Source organism: Pseudorhodoferax soli, from assembly GCF_003337555.1.
Lineage (GTDB): Bacteria > Pseudomonadota > Gammaproteobacteria > Burkholderiales > Burkholderiaceae_C > Pseudorhodoferax > Pseudorhodoferax soli.
This window is the reverse complement of the sequence record NZ_QPJK01000001.1, coordinates 367,615-385,226: the sequence shown is the minus strand read 5'-3', so window position 1 is coordinate 385,226 and position 17,612 is coordinate 367,615. Positions and strand designations below refer to the sequence as shown.

General features: G+C 69.6%; 18 protein-coding genes. 2 read left to right on the top strand and 16 right to left on the bottom strand.

The features are described from left to right. Position 1 precedes the first annotated feature (1 nt). The gene (locus DES41_RS01675) at positions 2-664 is read left to right on the top strand and encodes a hypothetical protein (protein WP_114465321.1); all 663 of its coding nucleotides are present in this window, start codon (positions 2-4) and stop codon (positions 662-664) included. 47 nt (positions 665-711) lie between these two features. Here the strand turns inward: DES41_RS01675 and DES41_RS01670 are convergent, their stop codons facing one another. From DES41_RS01670 to DES41_RS01595, 16 genes are all read right to left on the bottom strand, one after another. After that, positions 712-1,041: a contact-dependent growth inhibition system immunity protein gene (locus DES41_RS01670; protein ID WP_114465319.1), complete on the bottom strand. Its 330-nt coding sequence runs from the start codon at positions 1,039-1,041 to the stop codon at positions 712-714. Between the two features lie 28 nt (positions 1,042-1,069). Further along, positions 1,070-1,549 (bottom strand): hypothetical protein, encoded by a 480-nt coding sequence (locus DES41_RS37665; protein WP_147282787.1) that lies wholly within the window; start codon positions 1,547-1,549, stop codon positions 1,070-1,072. Between the two features lie 52 nt (positions 1,550-1,601). Then, complete coding sequence (locus DES41_RS01660) at positions 1,602-2,126, bottom strand: lysozyme inhibitor LprI family protein (RefSeq protein ID WP_114465315.1); 525 nt, start codon at positions 2,124-2,126, stop codon at positions 1,602-1,604. Further along, positions 2,113-2,778 (bottom strand): lysozyme, encoded by a 666-nt coding sequence (locus DES41_RS01655; RefSeq protein ID WP_211332874.1) that lies wholly within the window; start codon positions 2,776-2,778, stop codon positions 2,113-2,115. The genes DES41_RS01660 and DES41_RS01655 overlap by 14 nt, the downstream gene beginning before the upstream one ends. A 3-nt stretch (positions 2,779-2,781) precedes the next feature. Continuing rightward, positions 2,782-5,532, bottom strand: coding sequence for a type VI secretion system ATPase TssH (gene tssH / locus DES41_RS01650; protein ID WP_114465313.1), 2,751 nt, complete (start codon positions 5,530-5,532; stop codon positions 2,782-2,784). Next, positions 5,525-6,589: a type VI secretion system baseplate subunit TssG gene (tssG, locus tag DES41_RS01645; protein WP_170168072.1), complete on the bottom strand. Its 1,065-nt coding sequence runs from the start codon at positions 6,587-6,589 to the stop codon at positions 5,525-5,527. Before tssG ends, tssH begins: the two co-directional genes overlap by 8 nt. After that, positions 6,586-8,496 carry a type VI secretion system baseplate subunit TssF gene (gene tssF, locus DES41_RS01640; protein ID WP_114465309.1) on the bottom strand — a complete coding sequence of 637 codons (1,911 nt, stop codon included), beginning with the start codon at positions 8,494-8,496 and terminating at the stop codon, positions 6,586-6,588. The genes tssG and tssF overlap by 4 nt, the downstream gene beginning before the upstream one ends. A 19-nt stretch (positions 8,497-8,515) precedes the next feature. Continuing rightward, a complete protein-coding gene (locus tag DES41_RS01635) occupies positions 8,516-9,043 on the bottom strand; it encodes a hypothetical protein (RefSeq protein ID WP_114465307.1) in 528 nt (175 codons plus the stop codon). 31 nt (positions 9,044-9,074) lie between these two features. After that, positions 9,075-9,596, bottom strand: coding sequence for a type VI secretion system baseplate subunit TssE (gene tssE / locus DES41_RS01630; protein WP_114465305.1), 522 nt, complete (start codon positions 9,594-9,596; stop codon positions 9,075-9,077). Positions 9,597-9,610: 14 nt separating this feature from the next. Then, positions 9,611-10,138, bottom strand: a complete 528-nt coding sequence (locus DES41_RS01625; RefSeq protein WP_114465303.1) for an Hcp family type VI secretion system effector — start codon at positions 10,136-10,138, stop codon at positions 9,611-9,613. A gap of 20 nt (positions 10,139-10,158) precedes the next feature. Beyond that, positions 10,159-10,647 (bottom strand): Hcp family type VI secretion system effector, encoded by a 489-nt coding sequence (locus DES41_RS01620; RefSeq protein WP_114466777.1) that lies wholly within the window; start codon positions 10,645-10,647, stop codon positions 10,159-10,161. A 96-nt stretch (positions 10,648-10,743) separates the two neighbouring features. Next, on the bottom strand, positions 10,744-12,240 hold the full coding sequence (gene tssC / locus DES41_RS01615; protein ID WP_114465301.1) for a type VI secretion system contractile sheath large subunit: 1,497 nt from the start codon (positions 12,238-12,240) through the stop codon (positions 10,744-10,746). Between the two features lie 43 nt (positions 12,241-12,283). Further along, positions 12,284-12,811, bottom strand: coding sequence for a type VI secretion system contractile sheath small subunit (gene tssB / locus DES41_RS01610; protein ID WP_114465299.1), 528 nt, complete (start codon positions 12,809-12,811; stop codon positions 12,284-12,286). Positions 12,812-12,855: 44 nt separating this feature from the next. Continuing rightward, positions 12,856-13,851, bottom strand: a complete 996-nt coding sequence (gene tssA / locus DES41_RS01605; protein WP_170168071.1) for a type VI secretion system protein TssA — start codon at positions 13,849-13,851, stop codon at positions 12,856-12,858. A gap of 135 nt (positions 13,852-13,986) precedes the next feature. Beyond that, entirely contained in the window at positions 13,987-15,765 is a 1,779-nt protein-coding gene (locus DES41_RS01600) for a hybrid sensor histidine kinase/response regulator (protein WP_114465296.1), read from the bottom strand. A gap of 22 nt (positions 15,766-15,787) precedes the next feature. Next, the gene (locus DES41_RS01595; RefSeq protein WP_114465295.1) at positions 15,788-16,480 is read right to left on the bottom strand and encodes a response regulator transcription factor; all 693 of its coding nucleotides are present in this window, start codon (positions 16,478-16,480) and stop codon (positions 15,788-15,790) included. Between the two features lie 321 nt (positions 16,481-16,801). Here DES41_RS01595 and dkgB point away from each other — a divergent pair, with 321 nt between their 5' ends. Further along, positions 16,802-17,611 (top strand): 2,5-didehydrogluconate reductase DkgB, encoded by an 810-nt coding sequence (gene dkgB / locus DES41_RS01590; RefSeq protein WP_114465294.1) that lies wholly within the window; start codon positions 16,802-16,804, stop codon positions 17,609-17,611. Position 17,612: the final 1 nt, after the last annotated feature.

Here is a 17,612-nt window from a genome sequence, read left to right as displayed (position 1 = left end):
CATGGACAAGCCGGTTCTGTGGGCGCAGCGCGGACCGATGGCGGTGCCATGGCAACTCGGCGACCTGGCCGCCATGGACGAGGCGCATGTGTGGCTGCTAGGTTGGGATGCCGCATCGCCTGACGCCGGCGTGCCGCGGCCAATCGGCCGCACCATTGCGTGCGCGCTGGCTGGCACCGCGAAAGTCGGTTTTCTGCGAGCCGGAACCCGCCATGCAGGGCCGGCGGCATGGGTGCGCGACGACGATGGCGACTGCGCGCGCATGGCGTCGGGGCAGTCGGCGCTGCGCACCGTGATCGGACGGCTGCGCGGTCACGGTGCGGCGATCACGCTGGTCTGCTCGCGGCGCCCCGAAGCCATCGCAGAGATGTTCGAGGCACCGGCGTTTCCGTGGTGGCTGCAGTCGCAGGTCTTGCTGCTGTCCGCCCCCGATGCGCCGCCGCCGGATGTGACCCCTGCGCAGGCACTGGCGCTGTTGGAGCCCGGTTGGGCCGTGCGCGCGGCTGCGTTGCGAAGCCGTGGTGTCCTCGCCGTCGCGAGGCCTGCCGTCGATGGCGATGCGCTGGGGTTGCTGGCGCTCGATGAGGTCTTCGCCGAGCGCCTGCTCGCGTCGCTCGCGACGCAGGCCCAAGCGGCAGGCTTCGCGTGGTCAAGGGCGCCGTAGCACCATGCGACGCAGATGCCGCCGAAGGCAAGCGCGAGACGATCAACTCAGCCAGGGCCCGTCACAAGCGCTTCGCGAACGGCCAGAAGAAACGCGCGTATCGTGGCGCGGAAAAACGTGGGGATGACGTCGGGCCGGAAGAACTCCTGGAACTGTTCTTCCATGCCGTCGTCGCCTGTGGCGAGGAAGGCGTCGATGTTGTCGACCAGCGGCGCCACCAGCGCGGCGTCGCCTTCGGCCTTGAACGCCGCAACCACTTCCTCCAGGGATTCGCCGTGGATGTCGAAGTCCTGATGGAACCAGCCGCCCATGAACGCGGCCAAGTCGGCAAACTGTTGTTGCCCGTTGGAGGTGGTGATGCAAGACTTTGGCTTCATCGTCTCCTCGCGCCGGACGGTGCGAAGCTCACCGGCATGTGCCGAGGTTCAGTGCGCTGTCCGTGTCGCACGGCAGCCGATTCTTCAGTCCACCGAGGTGCCCGGTGATGGGAGCATGGCAGGCGATCTCGCGCTGCCGGCCCCCGCTGCTTGCCAAGCGCACGCCAGCACGGCGCACGCCATCCTCGCGGTAGTCGAACACGGTGTATTCCGTGCCTTGCTCGCCGAAGCGGACCTCGACCCGATCGGTTCCGTAGCGGCTGTACTGCGCGTACAGCATGCGCCCGGCATGGGGCTGTGCGCTGGGTGGGTACTGGAGTTCGACGACGCCGATTCGGCCAAACCGGTAGACGACCGCATCGTCAGCGTCGCGACACAAGGCAACCACACGGCCGCCTGTCGTCGGGCAGGCGAAGCTCGTTTGCGCCGGCGCGGCGCAATGGCTGGGAGGTGTTGCACCTCCCGCCGCGCCTGCTGCACCCCATGGCAGGCAGAGCCAGGCAGCCATGCATGACCCCGGATTCATCATCGTCTTTCCTGTAGGACGCAGCGGAACGCGGCTACCTGCCGGCTTTCGTCGCCGCAGGGTAGTTTTGCAGGTACGCCAGCAAGGTCGACACGCGTTGCTTGACGATCTGGTGCCGGTATGACGCACGCGATAGCGTGGACGAACTGCCGAAGTTCTGCGGTGTCCAGTTCTTCCCAATGAACCGGAACTCCGCATCCCGGAACTTCAGCCACTCGCGCTGGGCCTGGGCGAGCGCGCGCCGTGTGCCGGTGTCTTCCACTGCTGCCAGAAGATCCTGGTACGCCTTGTTCAGCTCTGCATCCAGGAACGTGGCGTAGGCGGCGGCTGCGTCCGCGATCTCGCTGCTGCGCGATGCCTGCGAGAAGCGCTCTTCGTAGGGTTGGGCGCGCGACAGGAACGCTGCGTTGCGGTCCGGCGCGTCCGGGTTGTCGATGGCGTAGGTTGTAGTGCAGCAGGAAAGCGCTGCGGCGAGCAGCGCACGGCGACGCGTCCAGGTGATGGCCCAGAGGCCGGCATGGCGCGCTGGCAGTCCACGCCGGGCATCACCATCGTGCATAGGTCGCCGTTGTGTAGATCCGCCATTCGCATTGGCGGCGGTTGTCCAGTCCCTTCATCACCTGTCCTTGAGATTTGTTCCAGGCCTTCCACGCTGCTTCCAGGCCCGAGTATCCGGTGGGCGCAGCCGGATTGTTGACCAGCTTGACGACAGACGATCCCTTGAAGGCCTTGGCGCCGATGTTGAAGGCGAGGATGACCAGGGCATCGAACTCGTATTGCTGCAAACTGATGGCCACGCTGTCCCGTACCACGCTTTCGAATGGTGCCAGGTCCGTGGTGAAGAGCTGATCGGCTTCGGTCTCGGTGAGGCCGCCTTTGTATTTGCCCCAGTCGCCCTGGGCGATCAGGTGTCCGTAACCGATCGTCGCGCCGGCACTCCAGGTGGTGGCGTCCTGGCCGGTCTGGTCGTCGTAAGGCTTGAGCCGCAGCTCCTCGACCGACTTGAGCAAGGCGATTCCCTCCATGCCCAGGTACAGGCCCGCAACGGCAAACCCTCCCGCCACCGACACCCGGTGCGATGGCCGCTCCGGGTTCTTCGGCAGCGCGCAGACCGGGCCCGGCTCTGGCATGCGCCACAGGGCGTTCGTGCCCTTGTCGATGGTGTCGGGGTGGGTGCCACACAGCGGGCCCGGGATCTGGAAGCCCCCCATGCCTCACCCGAACCCGTAGCTGAAATCCCCCTCCCGCACCCCCAGCGTGATCCGCTGCAGGTTGCCCCCCGCCGCCAGCCGCGTCAGGTATTCCAGCGACACGCGCGGCAGCACCGTGTTGGTCAGGATCGCATCGATCACGCGCCCGCCCGACTCCGCCTCGGTGCAGCGCGAGACCACCAGCTGCACCACCGCGTCGTCGTAGGTGAACGGGATGTCGTGGTTCTCCTGCACGCGCCGGGCGATGCGGCCCAGCTGCAGCCGCACGATGTCGCCCATCATCGCGTCGGACAGCGGGTAATAGGGCACCACCACCAGCCGGCCCAGCAGCGCCGCCGGGAACACCTGCAGCAGCGGCTCGCGCAGCGCGGTGGCGATCTGCTCGGGGTCGGGCAGCGGGCCGGGGCCGCGGCAGCTGCGCATGATCAGCTCGCTGCCGACGTTGCTGGTCAAGAGGATGATGGTGTTCTTGAAGTCGATGCCGCGGCCCTCGCCGTCTTCCATCCAGCCCTTGTCGAAGACCTGGAAGAACAGCTCGTGCACGTCGGGGTGGGCCTTCTCCACCTCGTCGAGCAGCACCACGCTGTAGGGGCGGCGGCGCACCGCCTCGGTCAGCACGCCGCCTTCGCCGTAGCCGACGTAGCCGGGCGGCGCGCCCTTGAGCGTGGAGACGGTGTGCGCCTCCTGGAACTCGCTCATGTTGATGGTGATGACGTTCTGCTCGCCGCCGTACAGCGATTCGGCCAGCGCCAGCGCGGTCTCGGTCTTGCCCACGCCCGAGGTACCGCACAGCATGAACACGCCGATCGGCTTGCCCGGGTTGTCCAGCCGCGCGCGCGAGGTCTGCACGCGCCGCGCGATCATCTCCAACGCGTGCTTCTGGCCGATGACGCGCTGGTTCAGCGTGTCGGCCAGGCGCAGCACGGCCTCGACCTCGTTCTTGACCATGCGGCCCACGGGCACGCCGGTCCAGTCCTGCACCACGCTGGCCACGGCCTGCTCGTCCACGGTCGGCAGGATCAGGGGGGCATCGCCTTGCAGTTCGCGCAGGCGGATTTGCAGGGGACGCAGTTCGGCGAGCAGGGCGTCTCGGTCGGGTGGCGGCGGGGCACTGTCGCTGGGCGCGGCAGCCGGCGCGGGCGAGGGCGCAGGTGGAGATGCGGATGGAGATGCAGATGGAGATGCAGGTGGAGATGCAGATGAAGAAGAGGATGGCTCCGGCCCGCGCAGCAAGGCCCGCAGCTCCAGGATGCGGTCCACCACGCCCTTCTCCTCCACATGCCGCGCCTGCAGTTCGGCCAGCCGCGTCTGCTCGGCATCGATGGCGCTGGCGGTGCGCTGGCGGCGCGTGTCTGTGTCGATGCCGATGGCGGCCTCGCGCGCGATGATCTCGCGCTCCACCTGCAGCGCCTCCAGCCTGCGCTGGCAGTCCTCCAGGGCCGGCGGCGTGGCGTGCTGGCTCACGGCCACGCGGGCGCAGGCGGTGTCCAGCAGGCTCACGGCCTTGTCGGGCAACTGGCGTGCGGGGATGTAGCGGTGCGCCAGCCGCACGGCGGCCTCGATGGCCTCGTCCAGCAGTGCCACACGGTGGTGCTTCTCGAGGATGCCGGCCACGCCGCGCAGCATCAGGATGGCCTTGGCCTCGCTGGGCTCGGCCACCTGCACGACCTGGAAGCGCCGCGTCAGCGCCGGGTCTTTCTCGATGTACTTCTTGTACTCGGCCCAGGTGGTGGCGGCGATGGTGCGCAGCTTGCCGCGCGCCAGCGCCGGCTTGAGCAGGTTGGCCGCATCACCGGTGCCGGCCTGGCCGCCGGCGCCCACCAGCGTGTGCGCCTCGTCGATGAACAGGATGATGGGCTGCGGCGAGGCCTGCACCTCGTCGATCACGGCGCGCAGCCGGCTCTCGAACTCGCCCTTCATGCTGGCGCCGGCCTGCAGCAGGCCCACGTCCAGCATGTGCAGGCGCACGTCCTTGAGCTGCGGCGGCACGTCGCCGCGCGCCAGCCGCAGTGCGAAGCCTTCGACCACGGCTGTCTTGCCGACGCCGGCCTCGCCGGTCAGGATGGGATTGTTCTGCCGGCGGCGCATCAGGATGTCGACGATCTGGCGGATCTCCTCGTCGCGGCCGGCCACGGGATCGATCTCGCCCTTGTGCGCGCGTTCGGTCAGGTCGACGGCAAAGCGCCTGAGGGCTTCCTGCTTGCCCATTGCAGCCGGTGCGATGGCGCCACTGGCCTCGCCGGGCGCGGCGCCGCTGGCCGTGGCGGCTTGGCCGTCTTCCGGGGAGCCGGCGACGATCTTGCCGAAGTCCTGCGCGAGCGCGTCCGCCTGGATGCGTTCGAACTGGCGCGAGATGGAGACCAGCACCGCGCGCAGGCCGGTGGTCTTGAGGATGCCCAGCAGCAGCGTGCCGGTGCGCACCTGCGTGTCGCCGAACATCAGCGAGCCGTAGACCCAGCCGCGTTCGACCGCGTTCTCCACCCAGCTGGACAGGTCGGTCACCGACGAGGCGCCGCGCGGCAACCGGTCCAGCGCGGCCGTGAGATCGGTGGCCAGCGCGCCGGCGTCGATGCCCACGTGCTTCACGATGCGGTGCAGGTCGGAGTCCTGCCCGTTCAGGATCTGGTAGAGCCAGTGCTGCAGTTCCACCACCGGGTTGCCGCGCAGCTTGCAGAACACGGTGGCGCCCTCGATGGCCTTGTAGGCCGTGGCATTGAGCTTGCCGAACAGCGCGGTGCGGGAGATGTCAGGCATGGTGGTCTCCATGGCGGTGCACAAACGAGGCGGTGGGCTGCAGGCGCAGGTCGCCCCGGTCGCGCTGTTGCCGGCCCAGCCAGGCGGCCACGCCGAGTGGCGGGCCCTGCGTTGCGCGCCGGCCGAGCCGCGGCGGCGGCAGCTCTGCATGCGCCAGCACCAGCTGCACGTCCCATTGCAGGTCCAGCCCCGCGTACTGGCGTATCCAGTCGCGCAGCGCCGGCCAGGCCCGGCCACCGGGCAGGAAGCCCAGGTATTGCGCCAGCGTCAGCGGGCCCAGCACCACGCGGAACTTGAACTGCCGGTCGCGCACGGCGCGGCCGGCGTTGGCACTGTGGCCCAGCTGCGCGGCGGGCAGGGCCGAGCGCTGGGGCCGGTTGCTTGCATGGCCCAGGCGGCTGCGGTCCTCGGGGGCGATGGGCAGCCAATGGGCGATGTGCTCCTCGATGCGCACCGGCACGCGGAAGTGCTGCGCCAGCAGCTTGGCCAGGCCCTCGGGATGGCGGCTGCGCGTGGCCAGCAGGCCGGCCTGGAACAGCTGCGCCTGGCGCGGCAGCGCGCCCTGCAACGGTGCCGTGCCGGCGTGGCCGAAGCCGGCGCCCAGCCAGGCGGCGAAGCGGTCCTGTGCCGGGCGGTCCTGCTGCACCGTGGGCTGGGTGTCGGCCCAGGCGCGGTAGAACAGCGCCAGCATGCGGTGGTGGAAGATGTCCAGGAAGCGCGCTGCGGTGGGGTCGCTGCGCCAGCGCTGTCGCTCGCGCACGTATTCGGTCAGGTGCAGCGGCATCGGCCCGTGCGGGCCGAGCAGGCCGAAGAAGCGCACGCCCAGGCGCGGGGCGGGCATGTCTTTCTCTTGGGCGAAGCTCGCGAGCGGGGCGGGCGCGAAGTCGAGTTCCGCCTCCTGCCCCAGTCGCACCGGTTCCTGCGAGGGGCGCAGCGCGCGGCCGATGCGCGGCTGGCCGGGGTGCAGGGCTTCCAGGCGGCGCAGCAGCGCGAAGAAATCGTGCGCCCAGGGCTCGGCGCGCACGGCCGCGAACAGGGCCTCGCGCTGCGCGTTCACAGCGTTTCCCGCTGGCCGATGCGCGGTGCCCAGCGCATCAGTTCGCCGCGCTGGGGCGTGCGCAGCACCAGTTGCGTGAACGCGTTGATGGCCGCGTGGCGCGCGAAGAATCGCTCCAGCACGCTGGCGAACAGGAAGGCGCTGGTGCCCTGGAAGGCCAGCTCGTCCAGCTCCAGCACGATCTCGATGCCGCTGCCGAAGCCCATGGGGCCCTTGACGGGCAGTCGGCGCACGATGGGCTGCACCTGCAGCGCCAGCACACCGGCCACCTGGCGCGCCCAGGCTGCGTCGTCGGGCGGGGCGTACAGCGCCAGCGTGGTGCGCAGCGCCGCGGCAGCGTCGGCCGGCGAGGCGCCGACCAGCGACAGGTGGTTCAGGCTCAGGTGGCTGACGAGCTGCCAGCCGGGTTCGCCCACCGGCCTGCGCGTGACCGGCCGCGTCGGCCCGCGCAGTGCGTCCACGCGCCGCACGGGGCCGGCCGCGTCGAGCCGCCAGACCGGCTTCTGGTCCGCATCGGCGCCATGCGGCAGCAGCATCGGCAGGTCGCGGTTGCTGACCCGGGCCGCCACCGACAGCTGGCGGATGTCGTCGCGGTAGGGCGCATGGTGCGGATCGACCAGGGCGAGATACACCTCCTGGCCGATGTACGAAGAGCGCGCGCCCTGCGCCATCTGCCGTTGCGAGCGCAGCCGCGGCTCGCGCCGCAGCGTGTAGAAGCCGTGTGCCGGCGCGGCATCTCCGGTGCCCGTGTCGGTACCGCTGCCGGTGGCCTGGTGGGTCGCGTAGAGCGGCTCGAAGCGCTGTTGCCCCACGGCCCCGTTGCCGTAGCCGATGACCGTCTCCAGGCTGTGCACTTCGAAATCCATGGGCCGGGTGCGGTCGGGCACCACGTGGTATTCCCAGGCGCCGGGGCCGAGCTGGATGCGGTCCAGCCGCTTCCTGAACAGGTTGATGGCCGGCGTGCAGTGCAGCGCCAGGCTGCTGCGGTCGACCAGTGCCTCCAGCGGCGCATCGCCACGGCGCAGCAGCACGACCAGCTCCACCTCATCGGCAGTCACGTTGGCGAGCCGGGCGGCCAGGTCGCCGATCTCGAAGAACAGCAGGCGCTGCGGCATGGCGGCCGCCTCCTGCAGCAGCCGGTAGCCGGAGAAGGCGCGCAGCGATTCGGGCAGCAGTGCCTCGTCGGCGGCGAAACCCAGCGGCCGCAGGCTGGCCGGCCCGCGCCAGGCCGGCAGCGTGCCCGCCTGGCCGGTGGCCACCAGGGTGCCGGTGCAGGCGCCGTGGAGCAGCTCGTGGAGGCGCAGGGCCACCTCGTCGGGCGCGCTCAGGTAGAAGGCCAGCCGGTCCAGGCCCAGCTGGTGCCAACCCAGGCCACCGCCGGTGCGCAGCCGGATGCGCAGGCCGCCCTGCGTGCCCTGGGCCTGCGGCAGGCGGCCCAGCGGCAGGTCGGGCGCGTGCGTGAAGTACTGCACCGACACCAGCTCGATGGGCCACAGCGTGACCGCATGCGCGGTGCGGAACTCGCAATGCGTGTCCTGCCCGCGTGCCAGCTCGGCCGTGATGGCGCTGCCGCGCGGCACCACATGGCCGCGCGTGAGGTTCGGGTCCAGCACATCGGCGTCGAAGCGCGCCACCATCATCGACGGCACGGGTGCGAGGAAGTTCGGGTAGCTGGCCTCGAGCAGCTGGGCGATGAGCCGCGGCTGCTCGGCCTCGATCTTGAGCTGCACGTGCGCCGCCATGAACGCGAAGCCCTCCATCAGCCGCTCGACATACGGGTCGGTGACCTCCACGCCTTCCATGGACAGGCGCGATGCGATCTTGGGGAAGGCGTGCGCGAACTCGCTGCCGACCTCGCGCAGGTGGGTCAGCTCGTCGCTGTAGAGGCGCAGGAGGCGAGGGTCCATGGGGCGGAACGGCTCCGGCTCAGCCCGCGATGAAGCCGAAGTTCATGTTGGCTTGCTTGGTCTGCACGCAACGCTGAAAGTAGGCAAGGATGTCTTTCGTCATCGCGTCGACATTCGGGTTGCGTGCCAGAACTGCGATCTCCGTTGCCGCGAAAACCTTGTGATCTTTGGAAATCCGCGATCCGACACTGAACGACACCGCGCCCACCGCGTTCGAAGCAAAGAGCCCAGATAACGCTCGCCAGATCACGAAGCCGTTTTGCTTCCAAACCTCTTGCGGCAATTTGTCGATCTCCTTTGCCCACAGCAGTAGGTTTGGATACGGCATGCCGTGCGTGGAAATTCGAGCGAGCACGTCCGGAAGAATTTCCTTGGTTGCCATCTGCGCATTGGACCGCTTCAGTTCGGAAAGCTCTTGCCAGACTGGCCTGAAGAACTCTCCCGCGTAAAGCAGGGTGCGATCAGGCGCGGCACGGATCTGGCTCCGTACGCCCGGATTCTTCTGAAGAAACTGCAGCAGTTCCTTGGTGGGTTGAAGCAGAGACATGACGCTTCCTTGACATTCGTGAGCGGAGGATTCAGCGTGACTTTGAAGACGTCGCCGCCCCATCCCTTACCTCCACCTGCCCCGCCTCCAGATCCATCTGCGTCCTCAGCAGGATCTCCAGCGGCACCGGCTGCGACCACAGATGGCCGCTGATCTCGAACTCGATCACGTTGTGCGTGTCCAGCACGCTGCTGGGTTCCACTGCGCGCACCTGCAGGCTGTCGGCCAGGATGCGCGGCTCGTAGCGCAGGATGGCCTGGCGGATGGCGCGCTCGAGCACGCTCACGTCCAGCTTGGACGCGAGCTGGCCCGACAGCGCCGGCAGCCCGAAAGTCAGCACGCTGCCGGCCACCTGCGGGTAGGCATCGGCGGCAGCGCCGAGCGGCTGCACGGTGTTGAACAGCGCGCTCAGGTCGCGCAGCACGGCCTGGCGCAGTTGCGCCTTCGACATGGTGCGGCGTTCGTCGGTCTCGCGCTTCTCGCCCGGCGCGTCGTCGGTGAGCCGGTCCAGCAGGGCCGGCTGCAGTCGGTTGCGGGCGTCCACGGTGGCCATGGCGCACCCGGCCCTCAGGCGGGCAGGACCTCGTCGTCGAAGCTGAACGTGCCCGAGCCCAGGCCCGCGTTCTGCTGCGGCTGGTAGGCGATGCCGATCTTGGTGAACGCGATGGACACGCGCTCCACCGGCCGGCCGTCTTCGCCCACATCGATGTCCAGCGCCACCACGCGGGCGCCTTCCAGCGTCATCGTGAAGTAGTCCAGGGCCTCGCCGCCGGCCTTGCGCATGGTCAGCACCGCCTCCTTGATCTCATCGTTGGTGGCCAGCGCGCTCAGCAGCGCGGTGGACGCCGAATCGATGCCCTTGGTCACGACGAGATGGCGGTACACGCGGCGCGCCGTGCGCTCGGTCGAGCCGATCGCCGTGTTGGCGCTGACACCCCAGGTCCAGCAGAGCAGCTGGATCTCTTCCTCATGGCCTTCGGTCGTGACCTCGCCCTTGACCTTGCCGGCGCGCTTGGTCTGCACGCTCAGGAAGGCATCGGAGGCTGCGTCGCGGCCACCGACCGAGGTGTCCTGTCCGGGAATGCGCAGCGGCATGGCGGTGGCCTCGCGGTGCGCTAGACCTTCTTGTTGGTCGTGACGTCCCAGCCGCCCACGACCTCGCCGCCCAGGCCGCCCTTGCCGTCCTGCGGCTTGTACTTGAACTCGATCTTTCCGTAGTTCAGCGCCACCTGTTCCATGGGGATGAGGTCGGCACCCGCGGAGCCGCTGTTCTGGTAGCTGCTGACCATCACCGGCGACAGGATGACGGTGAGGAACTCCTCCTGCTCGCCGCCGGCCTTGCGGCACACCAGCGTGGCGGTGGCCAGGTGCTCGCCGGTGCAGCAGGCGGTGAGCAGCTTGGCCGAGGCCTTGTCGGTCTTCTTCACGAAGTGGAAGTCCTGCAGCGAGACCTTGCCGCTGCCGCCGCCGCCGCCGCTGCTGAACGAGCCGGCGTTGGTGCCGCCCAGGCTCCAGGATTCCAGTTCGATCTCGCCGGCATGCTTGTCGTCGGTGGACTCGCCGTCGACGCCGTCGATCTTCAGGTAGTAGTCAACATGGGCCATGATTTCCTCGCTTCGGTGGTGGTTGAACGTCGTGGCGTTGGCAGGGATGCAGCGGGCACGCACGACGGCCCGTGCCCGGCTCCGCGGTCGGCGGCTTCAGGCGCTCTTTTGCGATGGCAGCTTGGACACCAGCCGCAGCGACACCGTGAGGCCCTCGAGCTGGTAGTGCGGCCGCAGGAAGAACTTGGAGGTGTAGTAGCCCGGGTTGCCGGGCACCTCCTCGACGGTGACCTCGGCCGCGGCCAGCGGCTTTCGGGACTTGGTAGCCTCGCTCGAATTGGCCGGGTCGCCGTCCACGTAATTCATGATCCATTTGTTCAGCCACTTGGCCATGTCGGCGCGCTCCTTGAACGAGCCGACCTTGTCGCGCGCGATGCACTTGAGGTAGTGCGCAAAGCGCGAGCAGGCGAACAGGTAGGGCAGGCGGGCCGACAGGTTGGCGTTGGCCGTGGCGTCGGGGTCGTCGTACTCCTCGGGCTTTTGCAGCGACTGCGCGCCGATGAAGACGGCGAAGTCCGAGTTCTTGCGGTGCAGCAGCGGCATGAAGCCGTTCTTGGCCAGTTCGGCCTCGCGCCGGTCGCCGATGGCGATCTCGGTCGGGCACTTCATGGCCACGCCGCCGTCGTCCGTGGGGAAGGTGTGGGTCGGCAGGCCCTCCACCGCGCCGCCCGACTCGACGCCGCGGATGCGCGTGCACCAGCCGTACATCTTGAACGAGCGGTTGATGTTGACGGCCATGGCATAGGCCGAGTTGGCCCAGGCATAGGCCGAGTGGTCCGCCCCGGTGGTCGATTCCTCGAAGTTGAACTCCTCCACGGGCGCGGTCTTGGCGCCCCAGGGCAGCCGCGCCAGGAAGCGCGGCATGGCCAGGCCGATGTAGCGCGCGTCGTCCGAGGCGCGCAGAGAACGCCAGGCCGCGTACTCGGGCGTCGTGAAGATCTTGGTCAGATCGCGCGGATTGGAGAGCTCCTGCCACGAGCCCATCTGCATCAGGTTGGGGCTGGCCGCGGCGATGAAGGGCGTGTGCGCGGCGGCGGCCACCTTGCTCATCTCGCCCAGCAGCTCCACGTCGGGCGGGCTGTGGTCGAAGTAGTAGTCGCCCACCAGCGCGCCGAAGGGCTCGCCGCCGAGCTGGCCGTACTCCTCCTCGTAGATCTTCTTGAACAGCGGGCTCTGGTCCCAGGCCGTGCCCTTGAACTTCTTGAGCGTCTTGCCGAAGTCCTTCTTCGAGATGTTCATGACGCTGATCTTCAGCATCTCGTCCGTCTCGGTGTTGTTGACCAGGTAGTGCAGGCCGCGCCAGGCACTCTCCAGCGCCTGGAAGTCCGGGTGGTGCAGGATCAGGTTGACCTGCCTGGAGAGCTGCTCGTCGAGCTCGGCGATCATGGCCTCGATGCTGGCCATCACGTCGCCGTCGATCAGCTTGGTCGAGGCCAGCGCCTGCTGCGCCAAGGTGAGCACCGCGTTCTGCACGGCGTTGCGGGCGTCGTCGGACTTGGGTCTGAACTCCTGGTTCAACAGCGCGGCGAACTCGCTGCCCTCGTACGCGATGCCTTGCAGCGGCGCTGCGCTCTGGAGTGTGTCTTCGGCCATGGTTGCGTCTCTCCCGGGAATGCGGATACAGGAGCCGGCGGCGTCAGGCGGCGGCGGCCGGCTGGTCGGCTGCAGGCGCTTCGGGCTTCTTCGCTGCGGCCAGCGAGGCCAGCAGCGCAGGGTCGGCCATCACCTTGGCCAGCAGGTCCTCGGCGCCGGTCTTGCCGTCCATGTAGGTCAGGAGGTTGGCCAGTTCCTGGCGCGCCTTGAGCAACTGCTTGAGCCCGTCGACCTTCTGCGCCACGGCAGCGGGCGAGAAGTCGTCCAGGTTCTTGAACGTGAGCTCGACCGAGAGCTTGCCCTCGCCCGTCAGCGTGTTGGTGACCGGGAAGGCCACGCGCGGCTTCATCGACTCCATGCGCGCGTCGAAGTTGTCCACGTCGATCTGCAGGAACTTGCGCTCGTTGACGGGCGGCAGCGGCTCGGCCGGCTTGCCCGAGAGATCGGACAGCACGCCCATGACGAAGGGCAGCTGCACCTTCTTCTCGGCGCCGTAGAGCTCGACGTCGTACTCGATCTGCACGCGCGGGGCGCGGTTGCGGGCGATGAACTTCTGACTGCTGGTGGCCATGGTGGGGCTCCTTCGGTTCGGTGGACGCGGGGCGGTCGGATGGTTTACTTCGGGGCGCCGGCCAGCTTCTCGATCTGGCCCACGCCGTCGGGCATCAGGTCGCGGATGATCTCGAGGAAGCTCTTGGTCATCAGGCGTTGCGCACGCTTGATGAACAGCGGGGCGGGGTTGCTCGGCTCGTTGCGCTCGATCCAGTCGCTGACGCGCTCCAGCATGCGGATCGCGTCCTCGCGCGAGTTGATGCTGCCGGGCGCTGGTGCAGCCAGGGCCGCTCCGGCCGCCGCGGCGTTCGCCACGGGGAGCGGTGCAGGCCCTCCCTGCGCCTGCTGGCCGGCCTGGGCCACGGCGCCCAGCAGCGCGGCCAGCGGCTTCAGATCGGGCGACCGGCCGGCGCCGAGCTGCCGGTCCAGCGCCGCCGCCATGCCCTGGACGGCGGGCAGGCCGGCCTGCATCGCGCCAGCCAGCGCCGGGGTCTGCGCCTGGGCGGCAGCAATGGCGGGAGACAGGGCCTCGGCCGTGGGAACGGCTTCGCCGCCATGCGGCTTGGCGCCCCCGAAGGCCAGTTCCAGATCGCGCACCGTGACGGCATTGCGCGCAGGCGTCAGCGCGGCGCGGCGCAGGTCGGCCAGGCCTTCTTCCTTGAACAGGGGCCAGATGGCGCTGATGCGTTCCGTGGGGTCGTTGTCGTCGCCGGCATCCAGTTGCGGATGCACCAGCGGCCAGTGCTGCTCCAGCAGGCCCTGCAGCAGCTGCAGGCCCTGCACCATGCCGACCAGGCCCTCGACATGGGCGGCACTGCGCGTGAGCCAGACGGCCACACGCAGGTCGCGCGTGCGGGCGGCCAGGTCCTGCGCATGCCGGTGCACGGCATGCCAATCGGGCGGCGTGGCCGCGATGAGCTTGGTGCCGTACTGCTGCTCGGGCGTGCCCGCCGCGGCGCGCTCCAGCGCCTGGAAGGCGTCGTCGTGGTCCAGCGCCGGCCCGCACGGCATGGCGCCGGCGAGGGGGGTGAGGAGCGCGTCGATGTCGAGCGTTGGCATGCAGTGGTCCTGCAGGGGGGTTGCGGACCACTTTAGGACGGCAGGACCTGCTGCACAGCGGACGAAAGTCACTTTGGGCCGGCGCGGCATCCCGTGAAAAGGGGATGGCTGGACGGTGCGCGTCCGCCCGGCTTCTCAGGGCAGCATGCCGCGCACCGTGCCGAGCAGCTTGCGCGGCTGCAGCGGCTTGACCAGCACCGTGTGGCCGGCGTCGGCAGCGCGCTGCAGCTCCTCGTGCGTGGTGTCGCCGGTCACGACGATGGCCGGCACCTCGTAGCCGCATTGGCGGCGCACGGCGGCGATGGCGGCGATGCCGTCGGCGTCCTCCCCCAGGTGCAGGTCGGAGATGATCAGGTCGGGCGGCAGTTCCATGCCGGCGGCCGCGTGCCGGGCCGCTTCGGCGCTGGCCACGGCCGCCACCGCATAGCCCCATTCCTCCAGCAGGATGCGCAGGCCTTCGCGGATGGCCTCGTCGTCGTCGATCACGAGCACGGCGCGCGCCTGCGGCACCGGCATCGGCCGGGTGTCCGCGGCGGCGGTGGCGTCGCGGATCTCGGGCAGGCCGCCGCGCGCGATGGCCAGCCGGAACATGGTGCCGCGCCCGGGGTGCGAGGCCACGGTCAGCCCGTGGTCCAGCAGCCGGGCCAGGCGCCGCACGATGGCCAGGCCCATGCCCAGTCCCTGGGTGCGGCCGCGGGTGGAGCGCCCGCACTGGTAGAACTCCTCGAAGACGCGCGGCAGCTCGGCCGGCGCGATGCCGATGCCGGTGTCCCAGACCTCCACGTGGATGTGGTCGCGCGTGGAGCGCGCCACCAGCACCACGCCGCCGCGCTCGGTGTAGCGCAGCGCGTTCTGCAGCAGGTTTCCGAGGATGCGTTCGAGCAGCTGCGGGTCGCTCGTGACCGACTTGCCGCCGGGCGAGAAGCGCAGCCCCAGGCCGCGCGCCTCGGCCTGGCCGGCGTACTGCATGTGCAGCCGGCGGAACACGTCGCGCAGCGGGAAGTGCTGCAGGTTGGGCTCCACCGCGCCGGCATCGAGCCGCGAGACGTCCAGCATGGCGTTGAACGAGCGCTCCAGGCCCTCGATGGAGCGGATCACGTTGCGCACCAGCGGCTCTTGCTCGGTGCCGAGCAGCCGCAACTCCAGCGCGCCGGCGAACAGGCCCAGCGCGTGCACGGGCTGGCGCAGGTCGTGCGTGGCGGTGGCGAGAAAGCGGGTCTTGTCGCGGTCAGCCTGGTGCGCGGCGCGCAGCGCGGTCTCGAGCGCGTGCAGCGCATCGCCGCGTTCGGAGAAGGCCTGGCGCTGGCGCCGCCAGCGGCGATGCCCGAGCAGGGCCAGCGCGCCGCAGAGCAGGGCCGCTGCGCCGGCGCTGCCGATGGCGGCCGCGGCGGCCCCGTGCGACGCCCAGGCAAGGGCCTGCGACGCCGGCACGGCGGCCAGCAGCGCCACGGCCGGGCCGAGCGGCGCCAGCAGCGCGGCCAGCAGCGGTGCCAGTGCCAGCAGGGCCACGGGCGGCGCGGCGGCCGTTGGTGTCGCCGGCAGCAGCCAGGGCAGGGCGCAGAGCAGCACGGTCCAGGCCAGCAGCAGCACGCCGCACGCACGGCGCCGCGCGTGCTGGCGCCGGCGTGCCGCCGTCGGCATGCGGCCCAGCTGCCGCGCGATCAGCGCGCAGGCCAGCGCTGCGGTCGCCGCCAGGCCGAGCAGCGCCACCACGCCGGCACCCGGCGGGCCGGGCCAGGCAAGACCCAGGGGCATGAGCCAGCCGGCGGCGAGGCAGGCCGGCCAGCTGGCCAGTGCCTCGTCGACCCCGGCATCGCGCAGCCGCCGCGCAGTGGAGCGGCGCGCGCGCCGCTCGACCGGCGGCGTGTCGTCCGGCGCGGCGCTTTCGACGGCGGTGAAGGCTGCGTTCGGCATGGTGTGCCGGAACGCGGGCGGCTCAACGGAACAGGCTGATCATGTGCGAGCGCGAGCGCACGTCCAGCGCCAGCAGCAGCGAGGACACGTAGTTCTTGACCGTGCCCAGCGAGAGCTCGGTCGAGTTGCTGATCTCCTGGTTGCCGCAGCCCGACAGCACGAGTTCCAGGATCTCCAGGTGGCGCGGGCCCAGTTCGGCGACGCGGTCGAACATCGCCGAGGACGGGAAATGCGGGAACAGGTTGGTGTCCATGGCCGGGCGGCGCTGGCGCGCGCTGTCCAGCAGCGCCTGCAGCGAGTGGCGCATCTGGTCCATGTGCGCGCTCTTGGGAACATAGCCCACGGCGCCCAGCGCGCGCGCCTGGCGCACGACGAATTCGTCCTGGGTGCCGCTGAACACCGCCACGCGTGCCAGCGGGAAGGCCTGCATGAAGCGCCGCAGCCCCTGCAGGCCCTTGCAGTCGCCCAGGTTCAGGTCGAGCAGCACCGCGTCCACCGGCGTGCGCTCGCCGTACAGCTGCAGGCCCTCGTCCAGCGTGGATGCCTCCACCCACTCGATGCGCAGGCCGCCCAGCACGGGGTACAGCGTGCGGATGCCGGCACGCACGAGCTCGTGGTCGTCGATGAGCAGGATGCGGCGCGCGGTGCGCGGCACGGCGGTCGTCGCATCGGCATCGATCGGTTCGTAGAGGGGCACATCCAGCAGTGTTTCCATGGTCTTCTCCTTGGCAGCGGGCCCCGGACTTACCGCTGCCAGCAGACTAATCACACCGGGCGTATGCATCGTAGGACTGCCCAATGGAGATCGGCAACCTCATTTTTTAGTATGCAGACTGTGCGGTAATGCACATTTCCGGGAGTTGTGTATCAGCTTTGTTGCGCCAGCCGTTCCGCCAGGAAATCAATGAAACACAGGGCGCAGGCGCCCGCTGCGTGCGCGGCTGGATCGTTGATCCGAAGGCAAAAATGTTTGCCTCTTGGCGCGGTGTTTCTGCCAGACGAACAGGCCCACACTGCGGCGCTGGAAAGGACCACCATGAACACCAGCATTCCTCCCTTCGGTCTCGGCACCTTCCGCCTGAAGGACCAGGTCGTGATCGACTCCGTGCGCAATGCGCTCGATGTCGGCTACCGCGCCGTCGACACCGCGCAGATCTATGGCAACGAGGCCGAGGTCGGCCAGGCCATTGCCGACAGCGGCGTGCCGCGCGCCGAACTGTTCCTGACGACCAAGGTCTGGACCGACCACTTCGCGCGGGGCACGCTCGTGCCCAGTCTCAAGGACAGCCTGCGCAAGCTGCGCACCGAGCAGGTCGACCTCACGCTGATCCACTGGCCTTCGCCCGGCAACGCGGTGCCCATGGCCGAGTACCTGGGCGCGCTGGCCGAGGCGCAGGACCGGGGCCTTACCCGGCTGATCGGCGTCTCCAACTTCACGGTGGCGCTGCTGCGCGAGGCCATCGGCATCCTGGGCGCGGAGCGCATCGCGACCAACCAGGTCGAGCTCTCGCCCTACCTGCAGAACCGCACGCTTGCGGCCTTCATGCGCGACCAGGGCGTGCACCTGACGTCCTACATGACGCTGGCCTACGGCCGCGTGCTGGGCGATCCGGTGCTGCAAGCCATCGCCCAGGCGCATGGGGCCAGCACCGCGCAGGTGGCGCTGGCATGGGCGCTGCAGCAGGGCTATGCGGTGATCCCCTCATCGACCCGGCGCGAGAACCTGGCGGCCAACCTGCAGGCGCAGCAACTGCGCCTGAGCGAGGACGAGATGGCCCGCATCGCCACGCTGGAGCGCGGCGAGCGCCAGGCCAATCCGGCCAGCCTGGCGCCCGCCTGGGACTGAC